Below are 22,119 nucleotides of genomic sequence, written 5' to 3'. Positions count from 1 at the left end.
ATCAGCCGTAGATACCTGCCTGCAGGCGATAATCGCTTGCAGGCAAGCTCCTACGGCGGGTTTGCAAGGCGTGTTGCGTGCAGCTCATCGTGTGCTGGCCGCTTTAAGGGTGACATTTGTTTCCTGAAGTCCTAGAATAGCGCGCAGCCCGTGATGGGCGTGTGGGGCGCACGAATGAAGAATTCTACGAAAAAGCGAGGTGGAGCAATCCATCTCGCTTTTTTGCGAACAGCCGGCGGGTTTTTCCCGGCCGGCCAGTGCCCCACCGCATATCTCCCTAATTTCTTGCCAGCCTGGAGGTTGCGTTGACGGTTCCCGCCATTCTCGCTCTCGAAGACGGAAGCATCTTTCGAGGTGTTGCTATCGGTGCCACGGGTCAGACCGTGGGTGAAGTCGTTTTCAATACGGCTATGACCGGCTACCAGGAGATCCTCACGGATCCCTCCTACGCCAAACAGATTGTGACCCTGACCTATCCGCATATCGGTAACACCGGTATCACTGCGGAGGACGAGGAGTCCACCCAGATCTGGGCCTCTGGCCTGGTGATCCGCGATCTGGCCATGACGGTCAGCAACTGGCGCAGCGAAAAGTCCCTGCCGGACTACCTGCGCGAGAACAACATCGTGGCCATCGCCGAGATCGATACCCGTCGCCTGACCCGCATCCTGCGCGACAAGGGTGCCCAGAACGGTTGCATCATTGCCGGTGAGAACCTGGACGAAGCGGCGGCGCTGGAAGCGGCCAAGGGCTTCCCGGGCCTGAAGGGCATGGATCTGGCGAAAGAAGTGACCGTCAGTGAAGCCTATACCTGGACCGAGTCCACCTGGGATCTGGAAGAAGGCCACACCGAGCAGAAAGAAGCCCGCTTCAATGTGGTGGCCTACGACTACGGTGTGAAGCGCAACATCTTGCGTATGCTGGCCGAGCGCGGCTGCAAGCTCACCGTGGTTCCGGCGCAGACACCGGCTTCCGAAGTGCTGGCCATGAATCCTGACGGCATCTTCCTGTCCAATGGCCCCGGTGACCCGGAGCCCTGTGACTATGCCATCGAGGCAATCAAGGAAATCGTCGCCACAGGCAAGCCGGTCTTCGGCATCTGCCTGGGGCACCAGCTGCTGGCCCTGGCCAGTGGCGCCCAGACCATGAAAATGGGCACTGGCCACCACGGTGCCAACCACCCGGTAAAGACCCTGGAAGACGGCACGGTGATGATCACCAGCCAGAACCACGGTTTCGCGGTGGACATGGACAAACTGCCGGACAACCTGAAGGTGACCCACGTGTCCCTGTTCGACGGCACCCTGCAGGGCATCCATCGTACCGATGTGCCGGCGTTCAGCTTCCAGGGTCACCCGGAAGCCAGCCCCGGTCCGCACGATTGTGCGCCACTGTTCGATCATTTCATTGAACTGATGGAAGCCCGGTAACGCTGAAAAGCAGCAGTGCCAGAACCCGACCCGGCCCATGCCGGGTCCCAAGCAGCCATTAACGCCCGACGGTTAGTGAACTATGCCGAAAAGAACTGACATTAAAAGCATTCTCATCATTGGTGCTGGCCCGATCGTGATCGGCCAGGCCTGTGAGTTTGACTACTCCGGTGCCCAGGCCTGTAAAGCCCTGCGGGAAGAGGGTTACCGGGTGATCCTGGTGAACTCCAACCCGGCTACCATCATGACCGACCCGGCCATGGCGGATGCCACCTATATCGAGCCGATCACCTGGCAGACCGTCGCCAAGATCATCGAGAAGGAGCGCCCGGACGCACTGCTGCCCACCATGGGTGGCCAGACCGCGCTGAACTGTGCGCTGGATCTGGATCACAACGGTGTGCTGAAAGAATTCGGTGTGGAAATGATTGGTGCCACCGAAGATGCCATCGACAAGGCGGAAGACCGCTCCCGTTTCGACAAGGCCATGAAGGCCATCGGTCTGGAATGTCCCCGTTCTGCCATTGCCCACAACATGGAAGAAGCCAACGCGGCACTGGAAGAGCTGGGTTTCCCCTGCATCATCCGTCCCAGCTTCACCATGGGTGGCTCCGGTGGTGGTGTAGCGTATAACCGTGAAGAGTTTGAAGAAATCTGTCAGCGCGGCCTGGACCTGTCGCCGACCAACGAACTGCTGATCGACGAATCCTTGCTCGGCTGGAAAGAGTACGAGATGGAGGTGGTTCGTGACAAAAACGACAACTGCATCATCGTCTGTTCCATCGAGAACTTCGATCCCATGGGCGTGCACACCGGTGACTCCATCACCGTGGCGCCGGCCCAGACCCTCACCGATAAAGAATTCCAGATCATGCGTGACGCCTCCCTGGCGGTACTGCGTGAGATCGGTGTAGAGACCGGCGGTTCCAACGTGCAGTTCGGGGTGAACCCGGACAACGGCCGTATGGTGGTGATCGAAATGAACCCGCGGGTGAGCCGTTCCTCCGCGCTGGCGTCCAAGGCAACCGGTTTCCCGATTGCCAAGGTGGCGGCCAAGCTGGCGGTGGGTTACACCCTGGATGAGCTGCAGAACGAGATCACCGGTGGCAAGACCCCGGCCTCCTTCGAGCCGTCCATCGATTACGTGGTTACCAAGATCCCGCGCTTCAACTTCGAGAAATTCGCCGAAGCAGACGCGGTGCTGACCACCCAGATGAAGTCCGTGGGTGAAGTGATGGCCATCGGCCGTAACTTCCAGGAGTCCGTACAGAAAGCCCTGCGCGGCCTGGAAACCGATTCCATCGGCTTCGACCCGAAAGTGGATCCGGCTGCCCCGGATGCCCGCGAACAGGTGGCCCAGCTGCTGGCGACCCCTGGCCCGGAGCGTATCTGGGTGGTGGGCGATGCCTTCCGCGTCGGCATGACCGTGGATGATGTGTTCAACATCACCAAGATCGATCGCTGGTACCTGGTACAGATCGAAGACCTGATCCGCGCCGAGCAGAACGTGGTCGAAACCACTTTCAGCGGCCTGGATCGTGACAGCCTCTACGCCCTCAAGCGCAAGGGTTTCTCCGACGCCCGTCTGGCGCAGCTGCTGGGTGTGAAGGAAGCGGATGTGCGTGGCAAGCGTGAAGAGCTGAACGTCCTGCCGATCTACAAGCGTGTGGATACCTGTGCGGCGGAATTCTCCACCGACACTGCCTACATGTACTCCAGCTACGATGAAGAGTGTGAAGCCAACCCGTCTGACCGTGAAAAGATCATGGTCATCGGTGGCGGCCCGAACCGTATCGGTCAGGGTATCGAATTCGATTACTGCTGTGTGCACGCGGCGTTCGCCATGCGCGAAGACGGTTACGAGACCATCATGGTCAACTGTAACCCGGAGACCGTATCCACCGATTACGACACCTCCGATCGCCTGTTCTTCGAGCCGATTACCCTCGAAGACGTGCTCGCCATCGTGGCGAAAGAAAAGCCCAAGGGCGTGATTGTGCAGTACGGCGGTCAGACCCCGCTGAAGCTGGCTCGTGCCCTGCAGGCCGCTGGCGTGCCGATCATTGGTACCCCGCCGGATGCCATCGACGAAGCGGAAGACCGCGAGCGTTTCCAGCAGATGGTCAACAAGCTTGGCCTGAAGCAGCCGCCGAACCGTACCGCCCGCTCCCTGGAAGATGGTGTGCGTCTGGCAGAAGAAATCGGTTACCCGCTGGTGGTGCGTCCTTCCTATGTACTGGGTGGTCGCGCCATGGAAATCGTGTACAACGAAGCCGAGCTGCGTAACTACATGATGAACGCGGTATCCGTGTCCAATGATTCCCCGGTACTGCTGGACCGCTTCCTGGATGACGCCATCGAAGTGGACGTGGATGCCATCTGTGACGGCACCGACGTGGTGATCGGCGGTATCATGCAGCACATCGAGCAGGCCGGTGTTCACTCCGGTGACTCTGCCTGTTCCCTGCCGCCGTACTCCCTGGACGAAGACGTGCAGAACGTGATGCGTCAGCAGTCCCGTGACATGGCGCTGGAGCTGGGCGTGATCGGTCTGATGAACGTGCAGTTCGCAGTAAAAGGTGGCGACGTGTACGTGCTGGAAGTGAACCCGCGTGCCTCCCGGACCGTGCCTTACGTGTCCAAGTGCATCGGTACTTCCCTGGCCAAGGTGGCGGCACGCTGCATGGCGGGCACCAGCCTCAAGGAACAGGGCTTCACTGAAGAGGTCACACCGAAGCACTTCTTTGTGAAGGAAGCGGTATTCCCGTTCGCCAAGTTCCCGAAAGTGGATCCGATCCTCGGCCCGGAAATGAAATCCACCGGTGAGGTGATGGGGGTGGGTGCCACCTTCGCGGAAGCGTTCGGCAAGGCGTCCCTGGGCGCTGGCGAGAAGTTGCCGGCCAAGGGCACGGCATTCATTTCCGTACGCGAAGTGGACAAGCCGGCCGCAGTGAGCGTGGCGCGCATGCTGATCGAGCGCGGTTTCGACCTTGTGGCCACCCGTGGTACCGCCAAGGTGATCGCGGAAGCCGGTCTGGCCGTCAAAGAAGTGAACAAGGTACTGGAAGGGCGTCCGCATATTGTGGATATGATCAAGAACGACCAGATCGCCCTGATTGTGAACACCACCGAGGGCAAGCAGGCGATTCGCGATTCCTTTGCCATTCGTCGTTCTGCCCTGCAGCACAAGGTGTTCTATACCACCACCATTACTGCAGCCCACGCCGTGTGTCAGGCGCTGGGTATCAGCGGCGAGATTGAAGTGCGCCGCCTGCAGGATCTGCACGCAGAAATGCAGTAAATCGTCGTCAGGAGTGCTCGGAGCCGAGTGCTCCGGGCGATTTCCTTTTAGACGCGAGGATAACTATGCAACGTGTACCGATGACCGCAAAGGGCGCCAAGGCCCTGCGCGAGGAACTGGAAAAACTGAAAAAAGAAGACCGTCCGCGCATTTCCGCTGCCATCGCTGAAGCCCGTGAGCATGGCGATCTGAAGGAAAATGCGGAATACCATGCTGCCCGTGAGCAGCAGGGCTTCTGCGAAGGTCGTATCAACGATATCGAGAGCAAGCTGTCCAATGCGCAGATTATCGATATCACCGAAATCGAGAACACCGGCAAGGTGATCTTCGGCACCACTGTGACCATCATCGATGTGGATACTGACGAAGAAAAGCAGTACCAGATCGTCGGTGACGATGAAGCCAACATCAAGCTGGGCAAGCTCAGCGTCAACTCGCCGATTGCCCGTGGCCTGATCGGCCGTGAAGAGGGTGATGTGGTGCAGATCGATACTCCCGGGGGTACCCGTGAGTATGAGGTCGACAAGGTAGAGCACATCTGAGTTGCAAGTTGAGAGTTTCAAGTTGCAACGGAAAAGAAAAGGCGACGTTTAACGTCGCCTTTTTTATGCTTTTAACGTACTGCGATGTTCACGCTTCCTGCCTCATGCCTCTTGATAACGCAGCAGGTTGGAAAGCTTTGGGTTCGGTTTTTGTGCGGCGCGGTAGAGCAGGGCGATGTTGCCAATGCGCTGGATCAGTTCGGCACCACTGTTTTCGCACAGGGCTTTGACGATCTCGGCGCGGTCGTCGCGGCTTTCGGCATTAACCTTCACTTTGATCAGCTCGTGATCTTCCAGGCGGGCGTTGAGTTCCTCGATAAAGGTCTCAGTCAGGCCCTTGTCGCCCAAAATGAGAATGGCCTTCAGGTGATGGCCGATGCGGCGTAGACGTTTGATGTCCTGGGAAGATAACGGCACGGTAACAGGCTCCGAATGGGTGTGGTGCGCTATTCTACAGCAACCGGGCTGAGGGTATAGGGGCGTTGCGAGGTACGAGTAACGAGTTTCGAGTTGCGAAAGGCAAAATCGAAACCCTGGACTTGAGGGTTGCCGGGGTTGGTTTTCGTCACTCGAACTCGTACCCCGCAACCCCTTGTTCGTAGGGCGGAAATCGGCGAGGGCCGATCTCCGCCATGATGATGGCGTTGGAAATACCGGCGGAGATTGGCATGCGCCCATTTCCGCCCTGATATAGGCGAGAGAATAGTCATGGCGAAATCCAGCCGCTCCAAGACCAGCAAGGCCTGGCTCAAGGAGCATTTCAGTGACCAGTGGGTGGCCAAGGCCCAGGAGCAGGGTTATCGCTCGCGGGCCAGTTTCAAGCTGCTGGAAATGCACGAGAAGGACAAGCTGTTTCGCCCAGGCATGACCGTGCTGGATCTGGGCGCGGCACCGGGAGGCTGGAGTCAGGTGGCTGGCCAGCTGATCGGCGGAAAAGGTGTGGTGATCGCCAGCGACATCCTGGCCATGGATGCGTTGCCGGATGTGACCTTCATTCAGGGTGATTTCCGGGAAGATGACGTCTATGAGCAAATTCTTGCGTCGGTAGGGGATCGCAAGCTGGACCTTGTAATGTCGGATATGGCCCCCAATATGAGTGGTAACAGCGGTGTAGATCAGCCGCGAGCCATGTATCTGGCGGAATTGGCGCTGGAGATGGCAGAGCGGGTACTGGAACCGGATGGCCAGTTTCTGGTCAAGGTATTTCAGGGAGAGGGATTCGAGGAGTATCGCCGGGCGCTGCAGTCGCGTTTCCGTAAGGTGGTGACTCGCAAACCGGCGGCCAGCCGGGCTCGCTCCACTGAAGTCTACCAACTGGCCAGCGGTCTGAAATAGCCGTTAAAAAGCCGTAAAACAGGCGTTTTGCTGTCCGAACCGGCATTACGCTGGCGCCGATAAATGGTGTAAGGTGTAGGTTCGCGAATGTGGCGCGGTATGGCGTCCGGAACTGATCGAGGTCTCCCTTGAACGACATGACCAAGAATATTGTGCTGTGGCTGGTGATTGCCGGTGTCCTTTATGTTGTGGCATCCAGCATCAGCAGTCAGCCCTCCAGCGATAACATCTCCTATTCGGCCTTTATTTCGAAGGTGGAAAACAGTGGAGTGGAAGCGGTGGAAATCGGTGAGACAGCGATTACCGGCACCTATCGTGGCGGCGGCAACTTCACCACGGTCAAGCCGCCGGGTACGTTGGACACTAACCTGATGCCCACCCTGATCCAGAACAAGGTCGAGGTGAAGGGGATTGAGCCGCAGCGGGAAGGCTTCCTGATGCGTTTGTTCCTGTCCATCCTGCCTATCCTGTTGATCCTGGCCATCTTTATCTTCTTCATGCGCCAGATGCAGGGCGGTGGCAAGGGCGGCGGTGGTCCGATGACCTTTGGCAAGTCCAAGGCCAAACTGCTGGGCGAAGACCAGATCAAGACTACCTTTGCCGATGTGGCCGGGGTGGAAGAGGCCAAGGAAGAAGTGCAAGAGCTTGTCGAGTTCCTGCGTGATCCTGCCAAGTTCCAGCGCCTGGGTGGCAAGATTCCCCGCGGCGTGCTGATGGTCGGCTCGCCGGGTACCGGTAAGACGCTGCTGGCCAAGGCCATTGCCGGCGAAGCCAAGGTGCCGTTCTTCAGCATTTCCGGTTCCGACTTTGTGGAAATGTTTGTGGGCGTGGGTGCCAGCCGGGTGCGCGACATGTTCGAGCAGGCCAAGAAGCACTCTCCCTGCATTATCTTTATCGATGAAATCGATGCCGTGGGCCGTTCCCGTGGTGCTGGTCTGGGTGGTGGTCACGATGAGCGTGAGCAAACCCTCAACCAGCTGCTGGTGGAAATGGACGGCTTCGACGGCAATGAAGGCATTATCGTGATCGCTGCCACCAACCGTCCTGACGTGTTGGATCCGGCGCTGCTGCGTCCCGGTCGTTTCGACCGTCAGGTGACCGTGCCGTTGCCGGACATCCGTGGCCGTGAGCAGGTGCTGAAAGTGCACATGCGTCAGGTCCCGATTGCCGATGATGTGGAGCCTGCGGTAATTGCCCGTGGCACCCCCGGTTTCTCCGGTGCCGATCTGGCCAACCTGGTCAACGAAGCTGCCCTGTTCGCCGCCCGTGCCAACAAGCGCATGGTGTCCATGGAAGAGTTCGAGAAGGCCAAGGACAAGATCCTGATGGGCGCTGAGCGCCGTTCCATGGTGATGAACGAGAAAGAGAAACTGAACACCGCGTACCACGAGGCGGGTCACGCCATCGTTGGTCGTCTGGTGCCGGAACACGATCCGGTCTACAAGGTGAGCATTATTCCCCGCGGCCGCGCCTTGGGTGTGACCATGTATCTGCCGGAAGAAGACAAGTACTCCCAGTCCAAGCGTGGTCTGGAGTCTTCCATCTGCTCTCTGTACGGCGGGCGTCTGGCTGAAGAAATGACCCTTGGCTTTGATGGTGTGACCACGGGGGCGTCCAATGATATCGAGCGCGCCACCAAACTGGCCCGTGCCATGGTGACCAAGTGGGGGCTGAGTGAGAAGCTGGGGCCGCTGGCTTATGAGGAAGACGAAGGTGAAGTGTTCCTTGGCAAACAGATGTCCCAGCGCAAGCACGTGTCCGAGCAGACCGCCGAAGAGATTGATCGTGAAGTGCGTGCCATCATTGATGACTGCTACAACCGCGCCAAGGCGATTCTGGAAGAGAATCGTGACAAGCTGGATCTGATGGCCGATGCCCTGATGCAGTATGAAACCATTGATGCGGATCAGATCGACGACATCATGGAAGGCCACAAGCCTCGTCCGCCCAAGGACTGGCGAGATCAAGGCCCGGGTAATGGTGCCGCTGCTTCCGGTGATAAAAAGCCGGGTGATGATGCCATCGGTGGACCTGCCAAGACTCACTGATCAAGACTGACAGACGCGCCTGATCCGGGATCTCCCGGGTCAGGCGTTTTTGCACTCATGATTCCGGTTGCTCCTGTGTCTGGGCGTTGGCGGCAGGATGGCCGGAGAGAACAATGACATCGGATTCTGGATATTCCCCAATGACCCACTTGCGCTGCGGCTCGCGTTCGCTGGATCTTTCCGCACCTGTCGTCATGGGTATTCTCAATGTTACTCCTGACTCTTTTTCAGATGGTGGTCGCTTTAATGAGCGAGATGCTGCGTTGCGTCAGGCTGAGCAGATGCTGGCGGATGGTGCGGCGATTATTGATGTGGGAGGAGAGTCGACTCGTCCTGGTGCGGCACCGGTAAGTGAGCAGGAAGAACTGGACCGGGTAGTACCTGTTGTTGAAGTGCTGCATCAGGAGCTGGGTGCATTGGTCTCCGTGGATACCAGTACTGCTGCTGTGATCCGAGACAGCGCTGCGGCAGGTGCAGGCCTGATCAATGACGTGCGAGCTCTGCGTCGCCATGGCGCCCTGGAGGCGGCTGTTGCCAGTGGCCTGCCGGTGTGCCTGATGCATATGCAGGGAGAGCCGGGCAATATGCAGGACGATCCGCAATATGACGATGTCACCGCTGAGGTGGTGACGTTTTTGCGGGAACGCATCTCTGTCTGCGAAGCGGCAGGCATGTCTCGTGAGCAATTGCTTGTGGATCCGGGGTTCGGTTTTGCCAAGTCCATGAATCATAACCTGACCCTGATGCGGGAAATGGCAGCGCTCCAGGCGTTGCACTTGCCCATATTGATTGGTGTCTCGCGCAAGTCCTTGTTTGGCAAGGTGCTGGGGCGAGAAGTGAATGAGCGGTTGCCGGGCAGTCTGGCAGCGGCAGTAATGTGTGTGGAGCGCGGTGCGGCCATCGTGCGCGCCCACGATGTACGGGAAACCGTGGACGCGGTGCGTTTTGCTCATGCCGTCCGCGAAGCGCACAAGGAGTCATGATGGCGCGTAAATATTTTGGTACCGATGGGGTCCGCGGTACGGTGGGACAGTTTCCGATTACCCCGGATTTTGTGCTCAAGTTGGGTTGGGCGGCAGGCAAGGTGCTGGCGGCCCATGGTGGTAGCAAGATCCTGATCGGCAAGGACACGCGGATTTCCGGATACATGTTCGAATCAGCACTGGAGGCGGGTATTTCCGCTGCTGGCGTGGATGTGCGTCTATTGGGCCCGCTGCCAACCCCGGGGATTGCCTATTTGACCCGCACCCTGTCGGCCCAGGCCGGGATTGTGATTTCCGCGTCCCATAACGCCTACACGGATAACGGCATCAAGTTCTTTGGCGCCGATGGCCGCAAACTCAACGATGAAATCGAGCTGGAAATCGAGAGGCTGCTGGACGAAGAGATGTCCGTGGTGGCCACTGATCAGATCGGCAAGGTGCGTCGCATTGATGATGCCCGTGGCCGCTATATTGAATTTTGCAAAAGCACGGCGCCGGGACTGGATCTGAGCGGCATGAAGATTGTGGTGGATACCGCCAATGGAGCGGCCTATCACATTGCTCCGGATGTACTGGAAGAGCTGGGTGCAGATGTGATTGCCATGGCCAACCAGCCGGATGGTTTCAATATCAATCGCGATTGCGGCTCAACGCATCCAGAGAAATTGCAGCAGCGCGTCATCGATGAAAAGGCCGATCTGGGCATCGCCCTGGACGGGGATGCAGATCGCCTGATCATGGTGGATCACACCGGCAAGCTGATCGATGGCGATCAGCTGCTGTATGTGGTGGCGCGGGATCGAAAGGAGGCCGGTGCCGAAGTGGCGGGTGTTGTCGGCACCTTGATGTCCAACTTCGGTCTTGAGTTGGCTCTGCAGGAGTTGGGTGTGGAGTTCGTCCGTGCCAAGGTTGGCGACCGCTATGTCATGGAGCAGCTGGATCAGCGTGGCTGGTTGATCGGTGGCGAATCTTCCGGACATCTGGTGTGCCTGGATCGCACCTCCACGGGTGATGGCACCGTCTCAGCCTTGCAGGTGTTGGCGGCGCTGGCGCGTCGCAAGCAGTCCCTGGCGGATGCGGTCGCCGATGTGGCGCTGTTGCCGCAGACCATGATCAATGTGCGTGGCGCCAACCGTGATGGTTTCGAGGCACTGCCGGAAGTACAGGCTGCCATGGCGGAAGTGGAGGCCAAACTGGCGGGTAGCGGTCGTATCCTGTTGCGTCCTTCCGGCACCGAGCCGCTGGTGCGGGTGATGGTCGAAGGCAAGGATCCGCAACAGGTGGAATCGCTGTGTCGCGAGCTGGCTGATGTGGTGGAAAAGGCAATAGCATGACCCGCCTGATGCTCGAAGCCCAAAATAGGCATAGGGTGAGCGTCGGGCGCGTCAAGTAGGTCGGAAATGCCTCAGGGCATCTCCGATATGGCATGTCAGGCCTGTACAATGCTGGCCAGATGAGGGGGCTGAAACGAGGCCGCCGAGAGAGAAATCCAAGGAATACAGATGACAACAAGACAGCCGCTTGTGGCCGGTAACTGGAAAATGAATGGCAGCCAAGTGCTGCTTGGGGAAATCGCCGGTGCCTTGGTGGGCTATCAAGGGAAGGCGGAGGCGGTAGTGTGCCCGCCGTTCCCTTATCTGGCTGCAGCCCGGGCTGCACTGCCTGCCAGTGTGCAGGTTGGTGCCCAGAACCTCAGTGATCAGGCTGAAGGGGCGTTCACTGGCGAGGTCGCCGGGAGCATGTTGTCTGAGGCGGGTTGCCGCTATGTGATTATCGGTCATTCCGAGCGCCGCGCACTCTATGGTGAGGATGATGCCCTGGTGGCGGCCAAGTTTGCCCAAGCCCAGGCTGCCGGGCTGGTGCCGATTCTGTGTGTGGGGGAAACCCTGGAAGAACGTGAAGCGGGCAACACCGAATCCGTGGTTTGCGGGCAGCTGCTGGCAGTCGTTGAGGCGGTGGGGATTGAAGCATTTGCTTCGGCAGTGGTGGCCTATGAGCCGGTCTGGGCTATCGGCACCGGCAAGACGGCCTCGCCGGAACAGGCGCAGGAGGTGCATGCGACCCTGCGTCAGACGTTGTCCGAGAAAAGCCCGGAAATTGCCGCTTCGACACGCTTGCTTTACGGCGGCAGTGTAAAGGCGGATAATGCCGCCCTTCTGTTTTCACAGTCAGACATCGATGGGGGTCTGATTGGTGGGGCGTCACTGACCGCCGACAGTTTTATTGCTATCTGCCAGGCAGCGCAGTAGCCCATGTTAATGAACAAATAGAGTAACTATGGATATCGTCGTTCACGTAGTGCACATCCTGACCGCGCTTGGCCTGATTGGCCTGGTGCTGATTCAGCACGGCAAGGGTGCCGATGCTGGCGCCTCTTTTGGTGGTGGCGCTTCCCAGAGCGTATTTGGCAGCGCAGGTTCCGCCAACTTTCTGACTCGTGCTACGGCAATACTGGCAGCGCTGTTCTTTGTGACCAGTCTGGTGCTGGCGTGGATGGCGCGTCAGGAAGCCAGTGGTGCACGTACTTACCTGCCCGAGCTGGAAACCATTGAAGAGCAGGCGGATGTGCCTGTAGCGGCGGATCAGGGTGAAGTGCCGGTGGTGCTTTCCGAAGTGCCTGAAGCAGCTGATGAAACAAATTCTGAAAAAGAAGTTTCAGAAGTGCCGCAAGCTGATGTAGAATCCGCGTCCCCGGCTGAGGTGCCTCAGCCGGCGCAGTAAGTTAAGCGTTCTTTGCCGAAGTGGTGGAATTGGTAGACACGCTATCTTGAGGGGGTAGTGAGCTTCGCTCGTGCCGGTTCAAGTCCGGCCTTCGGCACCAATTTGGGAAGGTGGTCTGGCGAGATTTTCGTGCCAGGACGCCTGCTGAAAAAAGCATCAGGTTAAGCGGCTTTTCCTGATGCTAAGACTTCGAAAAATATAACCTTTTTTTGAAGTTGTCTTGACAGCGTAACGTCTCGTAAGTAGTATTTGCGCTCTCGGATTTGAGGTGATTGCAGGGGCAAGATGCTGCAATCATTGATTCAGGTTTCCTGAATCAGCAGCCCGGTGCAGAGGGCTTTAAAGGGCACAAGGTTTATTGCGGGGTGGAGCAGTCTGGTAGCTCGTCGGGCTCATAACCCGAAGGTCGTAGGTTCAAATCCTGCCCCCGCTACCACTTAGAAGAGTCAGCTACGGTTGGCTTAAAGCGGACAAAAAGCCCCTCTAGCAGGGGCTTTTTGTTATCCGCGACAGTGGAATGGGCGGTGGATGTGCGGTCGATTGCATGTTTTCGTTGCGGTCGCCTGTGATGTCTCCAGGCCCATTTTTTGTTTGTGCCTGAAACGATGAAGTCATGGTTTCAGGCGTAATGTCGGAATGGTATGTCGAAACGCGTAGAGCAATTAACGGAGCTGTTGGCTCCGGTAGTGGAAGATCTGGGCTTCGTGCTTTGGGGGTTGGAATACCTTCAGGGGCGCGGGGCCGTTTTGCGTGTGTTTATCGACCATGCTGACGGTATTACGGTAGATAATTGCGCGGCGGTGAGTCACGAGATCAGCGGCGTGCTGGATGTGGAAGATCCGATTCCGGGTGAGTACAACCTGGAAGTCTCCTCTCCGGGGATGGATCGTCCCATGTTTGAAATTACGCAATATGTCGATTACATCGGTGAAGATGTACAGCTGAAGTTGCTGGCACCGGTGTCCGGCAAGCGTAAAATGACGGCGGCCATTGTGGCCGTAGACGGCGAAACGCTAGTGGTAGAGCTGGATGGCGAAACCCTGCGTATTCCTTACAGTCAGGTAGATCGTGCCCGGTTGCAGCCTCGCTTCGACTGAGCACGCCCTGGAAAACTTTGTCTTTGTAAAGGCCTGGCCATGAACAAAGAGATCCTGCTGGTAGCGGAAACGGTATCAAACGAAAAAGGCGTCAGCCGCGATGTAATCTTCGAGGCCATCGAGCTGGCCTTGGCTGCTGCTACGAAAAAGCGTTTTAAGGAAGAAGACGTGGAGATCCGCGTGGACATCGATCGTGTGTCCGGCGATTCCCGTACTTTCCGTGTCTGGCATGTGGTGCCTGATGAAGACCTCTATGAGTTCGGCAAGCAGCTGACTCTGGACGAGGCTCATGAGCAGGACACCTCGCTGCAGATTGGTGACACCTGGGAAGAGGAAATCGAATCCGAAGCCTTTGGTCGTATCGCTGCGCAAACTGCCAAGCAGGTTATCGTGCAGAAGGTGCGCGAAGCCGAACGCCGTCAAATCATTGAAGAATATCGTGATCGCATCGGCGATCTGGTCAGCGGTACGGTCAAGAAGGCCAACCGTGACTCCATCGTGCTGGATCTGGGCGGCAATGCCGAGGCCCTGATCACTCGCGAGCATATGATTCCGCGTGAAGCGGTGCGCCAGAACGATCGCATTCGCGCCTACCTGTTGGGCGTGAACGAAGAGAACCGTGGTCCGCAGCTGTTTGCCAGCCGCGCCTGCCCGGAAATGCTGATCGAGCTGTTCAAGATTGAAGTGCCGGAAATCGGTGAAGAACTGATCGAGATCAAGGGCGCTGCCCGCGATCCGGGTTCCCGCGCCAAGATCGCAGTGAAGACCAATGATCAGCGTATCGATCCGGTGGGTGCTTGTGTGGGTATGCGCGGTGCGCGTGTCCAGGCGGTGTCCAACGAGTTGGCCGGCGAGCGTATCGACATCGTGCTGTGGGATGACAATCCTGCCCAGCTGGTGATCAACGCCATGCAGCCGGCGGAAGTGGCGTCCATTGTGATGGATGAAGAAAGCCACGCCATGGATATCGCTGTTGAAGATGAGTCTGCCCTGGCGCAGGCCATTGGCCGCAGCGGTCAGAACATTCGCCTTGCTTCCGAGCTGACCGGCTGGGAACTGAATGTAATGACCCTGGACGACGCCGAGAACAAGCAACAGGAAGAAGCTGCCCAGGCTCTGGAAACGTTCATGAACGAACTGGACGTGGACGAGGATGTGGCAGGTGTTCTGGTCGAGGAAGGCTTCTCCACGCTGGAAGAAGTGGCCTACGTACCGGAAGAGGAAATGCTGGCGATCGACGGTTTTGATGAAGACATCGTTGAAGCCCTGCGTCAGCGCGCCAAGGACGTATTGTTGACCAAGGCGCTGGTTTCCGAAGAGAAGTTTGAAAACGCAGAGCCTGCGGAAGACCTTCTGACTATGGAAGGCATGGATCGTGATCTGGCTGTGGAGCTGGCTTCCCGTGGTATTGCCACCATGGAAGACCTGGCCGAACAGGCGGTGGATGACCTGCTGGAAATTGAAGGTATGAACGAAGAGCGTGCAGCCCAGTTGATTATGACTGCCCGTGCGCCCTGGTTCGAAAACGAAGACGGAGAATAACCGCCGTTTATTTGGGCGGGTTCGTCTTCGCAGGTACCCACTGAAGTACTGCAGATTTCCTGCAGTGTATGGGAAGGGCAGCATCTGCCCTTTTCCGGCATTTTGGCTTTGGCTGAAATGATGACAGACAGCGTGGCCGGCTCGTCGCTGGCTAAAGTGGCCAACCGCAATGGCGGGAGGCCCAGGCTATGACCATAGCCTGCAAGAGACGCGGACAGGAGAGTGTTGCTGACATGGCAGAAACGACCGTAAAGAAACTGGCCGAAACAGTAGGTATGCCCGTTGAGAAGCTGCTTTCTCAGATGAAAGAAGCGGGTTTGCCTCATGGCGACGCCAGCGAAGAGGTCTCCGGTGAGCAGAAACAGCAACTGCTGGCTCACCTGCGCAAGTCTCATGGTGCCAAAGCTGACGATGCCAAAAAGATTACCCTCAAGCGCAAGTCCACCAGCACCATCAAGACTACTGGTGCAGCCGGCAAGGCCAAGACCGTTAACGTAGAGGTGCGCAAGAAGCGTACGTACGTGAAGCGTGAAGTGCTGGAAGCCGAGGAGCGTGAAGAGGCAGAGCGCAAGGCGGCCGAAGAGGCAGCGCTGAAAGCCGAGCAGGAAAAACGCGAAGCGGAAGAAGCCGTTAAGCGTCAGGCGGAAGAAGAAGCGGCTCGCAAGAAAGAGGAAGAGGCCAAGGCTGCTGCCGAGGCAGACCGCAAGGTTGCTGAAGAAAAGGCGGCAGAAGAGAAAGCCAAGCGTGTAGCGGTGCCCAAGACCGCCACCGCCAAGAAGCCGGCCAAAGAAGAAACGCCGGAAGAAAAGGCCAAGCGCGAAGAGGAAGAGAAAAAGCAGCGTGAGGCAGAAGAAGCCAAGCGCAAGCAGGAAGCCGAAGCGCGCAAGAAGGCAGAAGAAGAAGCGGCCCGTCGTACTGCTGAAGAAGCAGCGCGTATCGCTGCTGAGCTGGAAAAGCGTGGCGACCAGCCAGAGAAGAAAGAAGAGGAAGTGGATGATGGCTCTTCCATCGTGGTGGCGGCTCAGGAAGCCAGCTATCAGCGTGAGGAGCGTCAATCCCGTCGTCGTCGTCGCAAGCCGAAAGCGGCCGGTGTGGCTCATGGACAGATGAAGAGCTCCATGAACAAGGCTCACGGCTTTAAAGCCCCGACCGAGAAGAAAATTATGGAAGTTGAGGTGCCGGAAAGCATCACCGTGGGTGATCTGGCTCAGCGCCTGAACATCAAGTCCAAAGAGCTGATCAAGTCACTCATGAAGATGGGTGAAATGGCGACCGTGAATCAGCTGATCGACCAGGAAACCGCCATCCTGCTGGTAGAAGAAATGGGCCACAAGGCCGTTGCCGGCAAGGGCGAGGAAGAGGTGCTGGAAGATCACCTGGCGACCATGGTTAACCGTGATGGCGCAGAGCTGTCTGATCGTGCTCCGGTGGTGACCATCATGGGTCACGTTGACCACGGTAAAACCTCCCTGCTGGATTATATCCGTAAAGCCAAGGTGGCTGCGGGTGAAGCGGGTGGTATTACCCAGCACATCGGTGCGTACCATGTAGAGCACGAGAAAGGCATGATCACCTTCCTCGATACTCCTGGCCACGCCGCCTTTACCGCCATGCGGGCTCGTGGTGCCAAGGCGACCGATATCGTGGTGATCGTAGTCGCTGCCGATGACGGCATGATGCCGCAGACCGAAGAGGCGATTAACCACGCCAAGGCGTCCGGTGTGCCGATCATTATCGCGGTGAACAAGATTGATAAAGAGGCTGCGGACCCGGATCGGGTGCGTACCGAGCTGGCAGCCAAGGAAGTGATTCCGGAAGAGTGGGGCGGTGACTATCAGTTCATCAATGTCTCTGCGCATTCCGGCCAGGGTGTCGACGAACTGCTCGACTCCATCCTGGTGCAGGCTGAACTGCTGGAGCTGACCGCGCCGGCCACTGGCCCGGCTACCGGTGTGGTGATCGAATCCCGTATCGAGAAAGGCCGCGGTACCGTGGCGTCCATCCTGATTCAGGGTGGTGAGCTGAATGTCGGTGACATGCTGCTGGCTGGTGCCCACTTTGGTCGCGTGCGGGCCATGATTGACGAGAACGGCAAGCCGATCAACACGGCCGGCCCGTCCATTCCGGTGGAAGTGCTGGGTCTGGATGGTGCACCGGAAGCCGGTGAGCAGGTTCAGGTGGTGTCCGATGAGCGCAAGGCCCGCGAAGTGGCCGAGTTCCGTCAGGATCGCGATCGCGATGTGAAGCTCAAGCGTCAGCAGGCTTCCAAGCTGGAAAACCTGTTTGCCAACATGGGCAGCGCCGAAGCCAGCACCGTGAACATCGTGCTGAAGACCGACGTGCGCGGTTCCCTGGAAGCGCTCACTGGTGCCCTGAACGATCTGGGTACTGAAGAAGTGAAGGTGAATCTGGTATCCGTGGGTGTGGGCGCCATCAACGAGTCCGACGTCAACCTGGCCATGACCAGTGAAGCGGTGCTGCTGGGCTTCAACGTCCGTGCCGATTCCAAGGCCAAGAAGCTGTGCGAACAGGAAGGTATTGACCTGCGCTACTACAGCGTGATCTACGAGCTGATCGACGATGTGAAGCAGGCCATGAGCGGTCTGCTGGCACCGGAGAAGCGCGAAGAGATCCTCGGTACCGCCCAAGTGCGCGACGTGTTCCGTTCTTCCAAGTTCGGTGCCGTGGCCGGCTGTATGGTTATCGAAGGTACCCTGTACCGCAATCGCCCGATCCGCGTTCTGCGCGACGATGTGGTGGTCTTCGAAGGCGAACTGGAATCCCTGCGTCGTTTCAAGGACGACGTGGCGGAAGTTCGCAACGGCATGGAATGTGGTATCGCCGTGAAGAGCTACAACGACGTGAAAGAAGGCGACAAGATCGAAGTCTTCGAAGTGAAGGAGGTGGCGCGCTCCCTGTAAGGGGCGTGCCCAGCCGGATTACCCATGAGTCGTCATCGTCGCCCGCAGGGCTTTAACCGCACAGACCGGATTGCTGACCAGATCCAGCGTGAGCTGTCCCGTCTGCTGCAGTTTGAGATGAAAGACCCGCGGGTCAATCTGGCCACCATCCAGGACGTGACCGTATCTCGTGATCTGTCCTACGCGGAAGTGTATTTCACCTTGCTTGGCAAGGGCGAGGAAGAAGGTGCCGAGGCGGAAGTCGTGCTGGAGAAAGCCGCTGGCTTTCTGCGTAGCAGCCTGGCCCAGAGCCTGAACACCCGCACCACCCCCAAATTGCGTTTCCACTATGACACCACCCCGGAGCATGCTGCGGAAATCTCTCGTCTGATTGACGATGCCCGCGCAGAAGATCGGGAGCTGGGTCTGGATAGCGACGAGCCCGAGCAGGACTAACCGGGCAGTATCTACACAGAATTTACGGCAGAATCGGAGAGTACCCAGGTGGCAAAACGTCGTCCTCGCGGCCGTGATCTCAACGGCATTCTGTTGCTGGATAAGGTTGGTGGCGTGAGCAGTAATGGCGCCCTGCAGATGGCCAAGAAAATGTTTGCCGCGGCCAAGGCCGGTCACACTGGCAGCCTGGACCCCTTGGCCACCGGTATGCTGCCGATTTGTTTTGGTGAGGCCACAAAGTTCAGCCAGTTCTTGCTGGAATCGGACAAGAGCTACCGGGTGACCGCCAAGCTGGGCGTGACCACCGAAACCGGAGATGCTGACGGTGAGGTGGTCAATACCACCGAAGTGACAGCCTCGGCCGCCGAGATTGAAGATGCGCTAATGTCCTTTGTTGGCGATATCGAGCAGATCCCGAGCATGTATTCGGCCATCAAGCATGAAGGTGTGCCGCTCTACAAGCTGGCCCGTGAGGGCAAGACGGTGGAGCGCAAGCCGCGCGCGGTGACCATTTATGACATCCGTATCCTGCGCATCGAAGGCGATGAGCTGGAATTCGAGGTGGACTGCTCCAAGGGCACCTATGTGCGTTCGCTGGTGGAAGACACCGGTGAAAAGCTGGGTTGCGGCGGCCATGTGACCGTGCTGCGCCGTCTGTCGGCTGGCCCTTACCCGGCCGAGAAGATGCTGACCCTGGAAGAACTGGGCAATATCAAGGCCGAGGGCGGGTTCGAGGCAATCGACGAACTGCTCTTGCCTTTATCTACCAGCGTGGCAGACTGGCCGCGCGTTGAACTGGGTGACAATGCTGCCTATTACATTCAGCAGGGTCAGCCGGTGATGGCTTCAGACCGTCCTGCGGACGGCTGGGTCAGTGTTTATGAGGCCTCCAGCGGCAAGTTCCTTGGCGTTGGTGAGGTGTTGGAAGACGGGCGAATCGCGCCGCGTCGACTGGTTTCAAACTGAGTTGCCCCTGGGCAGCCGGATTGGAAGTAACGACGGCAGCTATAAATATGCATGGCTGGCCGTGACATTCATTGTGCATATTGGAGAAATATCATGGCGTTGAGCGCTGAAGTTAAAGCTGAGATCCTGAAAGAGCACGGCCAGAAAGAAGGCGATACCGGTTCCCCGGAAGTGCAGGTTGCCCTGCTGACCGCCAACATTAATGGTCTGCAAGGTCACTTCAAGGACCACAAGAAGGATCACCACAGCCGTCGCGGCCTGATCCGCATGGTAAACCAGCGTCGTAAGCTGCTGGACTACCTGGCCAAGAAAGACCGCACCCGTTACCTGCAGCTGATCGAGAAGCTGGGTCTGCGTCGTTAAGATGCGGGTCTGAGGTAACAGCAACAGAAGCTCGGTTAACCCCGGGCTTTTGTTGTTTCTGGCGGCCGGATTTTTTGGCCGCTGCGGGTACCTGCCGGTGAGCGATTGCGGTTTTGGTCGACGAATCGGATGCAGGTTGCCTCGCGCAGGCTCATCGGCCAATTACCGGTTGGGCTGATGGCGTTGCCGGGCTATTATGCCCGGGCAAAGAAGAGATGTTGTCAGAGGCACGGGCCTCGAAGATTGTCGTGAAGAAGAGAGAAGAGACGAGATATGTTCAATAAAATCACCAAAGAAATTCAGTTCGGCCGTGACACGGTTATCCTGGAAACCGGGCAGATCGCCCGCCAGGCGACTGCTGCTGTCATGGTTCGCATCGGTGCCACCGAAGTGCTGGTAACCGTGGTAGGCAAGAAAGAAGCTGATCCGAGCAAGAACTTTTTCCCCCTGACTGTGAACTATCAGGAAAAGACCTACGCTGCCGGCCGTATCCCGGGTGGCTTCCTGAAGCGTGAAGGTCGTCCGTCCGAGAAAGAGACCCTGACCTGCCGCCTGATTGACCGCCCGATTCGTCCGCTGTTCCCCAACGGTTTCATGAATGAAGTCCAGGTTGTGGCCACCGTGATGTCCGTGGACAAGGAAAACGATCCGGATATCGCCGCCATGATCGGTACCTCCGCCGCTCTGTCCATTTCCGGTATCCCGTTCAGCGGCCCGATCGGTGCCGCCCGTGTCGGCTTCAAGGACGGCATGTACATCCTCAACCCGAGCTACGCCGAGCTGGCCGAGTCTGCGCTGGACCTGGTGGTTGCCGGTACCGAGCCTGCGGTATTGATGGTGGAATCCGAAGCGAAAGAGCTGTCTGAAGACCAGATGCTGGGCGCGGTACTGTTCGGCCACATGGAAATGCAGCCGGTGATTCAGGGCATTCGCGAGTTTGCTGCCGAAGTGGGCACTCCGACCTGGGAGTGGACTGCACCGGCCGTGAACACCGAACTGAAAGACGCCATCAAGGCCAAGTTCGAAGCGGGGCTGGCCGAGGCCTACACCATCACTGAGAAGATGGCTCGTTACGCCAAAGTGGGCGAGCTGCGTGATGCCTGTGTGGCTGAATTTGCCACTGGCGAAGAAGGTGCACCGGAAGCCGGTGAAGTGAAAGACCTGTTCGGCAAGATCGAGAAGAACGTGGTGCGCGAAGCCGTGGTATCTGGCAAGCCGCGTATCGACGGTCGTGCCCTGGACGCAGTCCGTGCCATCGACTGTCAGGTTGGTGCACTGGCCAAGACCCACGGTTCTGCCCTGTTTACCCGTGGTGAGACCCAGGCCATTGTGGCCGCTACCCTGGGTGGCATGCGCGATGCCCAGTTCATCGACGCGCTGGAAGGATCCCGTCAGGATCACTTCATGCTGCACTACAACTTCCCTCCTTACTGCGTAGGCGAGACCGGCATGATCGGCTCTCCGAAGCGTCGTGAGATTGGTCACGGCCGTCTGGCCCGTCGTGGTGTGCAGGCGGTACTGCCTACCGTGCAGGACTTCCCCTACACCATCCGTGTGGTATCCGAGATCACTGAGTCCAACGGTTCTTCTTCCATGGCGTCCGTATGTGGTACTTCCATGGCGCTGATGGATGCCGGTGTTCCCCTGACTGCACCGGTGGCGGGTATCGCCATGGGTCTGGTGAAGGAAGAAGACGGTCGCTTCGCGGTACTGTCTGACATCCTTGGTGATGAAGATCATCTGGGCGACATGGACTTTAAGGTAGCCGGTACCGCTCGTGGTGTGACTGCTCTGCAGATGGACATCAAGATCGAAGGTATCACCGAAGAGATCATGGAGAAGGCGCTGGAACAGGCTAACGCCGGTCGTCTCCACATCCTTGGTGAAATGTCCAAGGCGATCAGTGCTTCCCGTACCCAGGTCTCCGAGAACGCTCCGACCCTGCTGACCCTGAAGATCAACCCGGACAAGATCCGTGACGTGATCGGTAAGGGCGGCGCGACTATCCGTGCTCTGACCGAAGAGACCGGTTGCACCATCGACATCGAAGACGATGGCAGCGTGAAGATCTACGGTGACACCCGAGAAGCGGCTGATGAAGCTGTGCGTCGCGTTGAAGAGATCACCGCAGAAGCTGAAGTAGGCGTGATCTACGAAGGCAAGGTAACCCGCGTTGTCGATTTCGGCGCTTTTGTTGCCATCATGCCGGGCACTGAGGGTCTGCTGCACATCTCCCAGATCGCTGAAGAGCGTGTGGAGAAAGTGACCGACTACGTTAACGAGGGTGACCTGATCAAGGTTAAGGTTCTCGACGTAGACCAGCGTGGCCGCATCAAGCTGTCCATGAAGGAAGCCAAGGAAGACTGATCCTGATCAGTAATCCGAAGCACAAAAAAGGCCGGCATTTGCCGGCCTTTTTTGTTGTGCGGGTTTTA

At 58.0% G+C, this 22,119-nt stretch carries 17 protein-coding genes and 2 tRNA genes; 18 read left to right on the top strand and 1 reads right to left on the bottom strand.

What is annotated here, in order from left to right; all coding sequences use genetic code 11:
• Positions 1–305 precede the first annotated feature (305 nt).
• From carA to greA, 3 genes are all read left to right on the top strand, one after another.
• The gene (carA, locus tag Y5S_RS07750) at positions 306–1,430 is read left to right on the top strand and encodes a glutamine-hydrolyzing carbamoyl-phosphate synthase small subunit (RefSeq protein WP_035231971.1); all 1,125 of its coding nucleotides are present in this window, start codon (positions 306–308) and stop codon (positions 1,428–1,430) included.
• A gap of 82 nt (positions 1,431–1,512) precedes the next feature.
• Positions 1,513–4,731 (top strand): carbamoyl-phosphate synthase large subunit, encoded by a 3,219-nt coding sequence (gene carB / locus Y5S_RS07745; RefSeq protein ID WP_035231969.1) that lies wholly within the window; start codon positions 1,513–1,515, stop codon positions 4,729–4,731.
• Between the two features lie 65 nt (positions 4,732–4,796).
• Positions 4,797–5,273 (top strand): transcription elongation factor GreA, encoded by a 477-nt coding sequence (gene greA, locus Y5S_RS07740; protein ID WP_035231966.1) that lies wholly within the window; start codon positions 4,797–4,799, stop codon positions 5,271–5,273.
• Between the two features lie 102 nt (positions 5,274–5,375).
• On the opposite strand, the gene Y5S_RS07735 is transcribed toward greA, so the two are convergent.
• Complete coding sequence (locus Y5S_RS07735) at positions 5,376–5,690, bottom strand: YhbY family RNA-binding protein (protein ID WP_035231963.1); 315 nt, start codon at positions 5,688–5,690, stop codon at positions 5,376–5,378.
• A 291-nt stretch (positions 5,691–5,981) separates the two neighbouring features.
• Here Y5S_RS07735 and rlmE point away from each other — a divergent pair, with 291 nt between their 5' ends.
• The 15 genes from rlmE (at position 5,982) to pnp (ending at position 22,051) form a co-directional block, all read left to right on the top strand.
• Positions 5,982–6,608: a 23S rRNA (uridine(2552)-2'-O)-methyltransferase RlmE gene (rlmE, locus tag Y5S_RS07730; protein ID WP_035231962.1), complete on the top strand. Its 627-nt coding sequence runs from the start codon at positions 5,982–5,984 to the stop codon at positions 6,606–6,608.
• Between the two features lie 137 nt (positions 6,609–6,745).
• Positions 6,746–8,656 carry an ATP-dependent zinc metalloprotease FtsH gene (ftsH, locus tag Y5S_RS07725; RefSeq protein ID WP_156107643.1) on the top strand — a complete coding sequence of 637 codons (1,911 nt, stop codon included), beginning with the start codon at positions 6,746–6,748 and terminating at the stop codon, positions 8,654–8,656.
• 113 nt (positions 8,657–8,769) lie between these two features.
• On the top strand, positions 8,770–9,639 hold the full coding sequence (folP, locus tag Y5S_RS07720; protein ID WP_035231957.1) for a dihydropteroate synthase: 870 nt from the start codon (positions 8,770–8,772) through the stop codon (positions 9,637–9,639).
• A complete protein-coding gene (glmM, locus tag Y5S_RS07715) occupies positions 9,639–10,973 on the top strand; it encodes a phosphoglucosamine mutase (RefSeq protein ID WP_035231955.1) in 1,335 nt (444 codons plus the stop codon). The genes folP and glmM overlap by 1 nt, the downstream gene beginning before the upstream one ends.
• A 168-nt stretch (positions 10,974–11,141) precedes the next feature.
• Positions 11,142–11,888 carry a triose-phosphate isomerase gene (gene tpiA, locus Y5S_RS07710; protein ID WP_035231953.1) on the top strand — a complete coding sequence of 249 codons (747 nt, stop codon included), beginning with the start codon at positions 11,142–11,144 and terminating at the stop codon, positions 11,886–11,888.
• A gap of 28 nt (positions 11,889–11,916) precedes the next feature.
• Positions 11,917–12,360, top strand: coding sequence for a preprotein translocase subunit SecG (gene secG, locus Y5S_RS07705; protein ID WP_035231951.1), 444 nt, complete (start codon positions 11,917–11,919; stop codon positions 12,358–12,360).
• A gap of 14 nt (positions 12,361–12,374) precedes the next feature.
• Positions 12,375–12,460: transfer RNA gene (locus tag Y5S_RS07700), tRNA-Leu, on the top strand.
• 259 nt (positions 12,461–12,719) lie between these two features.
• Positions 12,720–12,796: transfer RNA gene (locus Y5S_RS07695), tRNA-Met, on the top strand.
• A 205-nt stretch (positions 12,797–13,001) separates the two neighbouring features.
• Positions 13,002–13,457 (top strand): ribosome maturation factor RimP, encoded by a 456-nt coding sequence (gene rimP / locus Y5S_RS07690; RefSeq protein ID WP_035231950.1) that lies wholly within the window; start codon positions 13,002–13,004, stop codon positions 13,455–13,457.
• 39 nt (positions 13,458–13,496) lie between these two features.
• Positions 13,497–14,999, top strand: coding sequence for a transcription termination factor NusA (gene nusA, locus Y5S_RS07685; RefSeq protein WP_035231948.1), 1,503 nt, complete (start codon positions 13,497–13,499; stop codon positions 14,997–14,999).
• A gap of 233 nt (positions 15,000–15,232) precedes the next feature.
• Complete coding sequence (gene infB / locus Y5S_RS07680; protein ID WP_035231946.1) at positions 15,233–17,920, top strand: translation initiation factor IF-2; 2,688 nt, start codon at positions 15,233–15,235, stop codon at positions 17,918–17,920.
• Between the two features lie 24 nt (positions 17,921–17,944).
• A complete protein-coding gene (gene rbfA, locus Y5S_RS07675; protein WP_035231945.1) occupies positions 17,945–18,355 on the top strand; it encodes a 30S ribosome-binding factor RbfA in 411 nt (136 codons plus the stop codon).
• Positions 18,356–18,403: 48 nt separating this feature from the next.
• Positions 18,404–19,321 (top strand): tRNA pseudouridine(55) synthase TruB, encoded by a 918-nt coding sequence (truB, locus tag Y5S_RS07670; RefSeq protein WP_035231944.1) that lies wholly within the window; start codon positions 18,404–18,406, stop codon positions 19,319–19,321.
• 93 nt (positions 19,322–19,414) lie between these two features.
• Entirely contained in the window at positions 19,415–19,684 is a 270-nt protein-coding gene (rpsO, locus tag Y5S_RS07665) for a 30S ribosomal protein S15 (protein ID WP_035231943.1), read from the top strand.
• A gap of 273 nt (positions 19,685–19,957) precedes the next feature.
• Positions 19,958–22,051, top strand: coding sequence for a polyribonucleotide nucleotidyltransferase (gene pnp / locus Y5S_RS07660; RefSeq protein WP_035231942.1), 2,094 nt, complete (start codon positions 19,958–19,960; stop codon positions 22,049–22,051).
• Positions 22,052–22,119 lie beyond the last annotated feature (68 nt).

Origin of the sequence: Alcanivorax nanhaiticus, assembly GCF_000756665.1 — a bacterium.
GTDB lineage: Bacteria > Pseudomonadota > Gammaproteobacteria > Pseudomonadales > Alcanivoracaceae > Alcanivorax > Alcanivorax nanhaiticus.
This window is presented reverse-complemented; position numbering and strand designations above follow the sequence as displayed.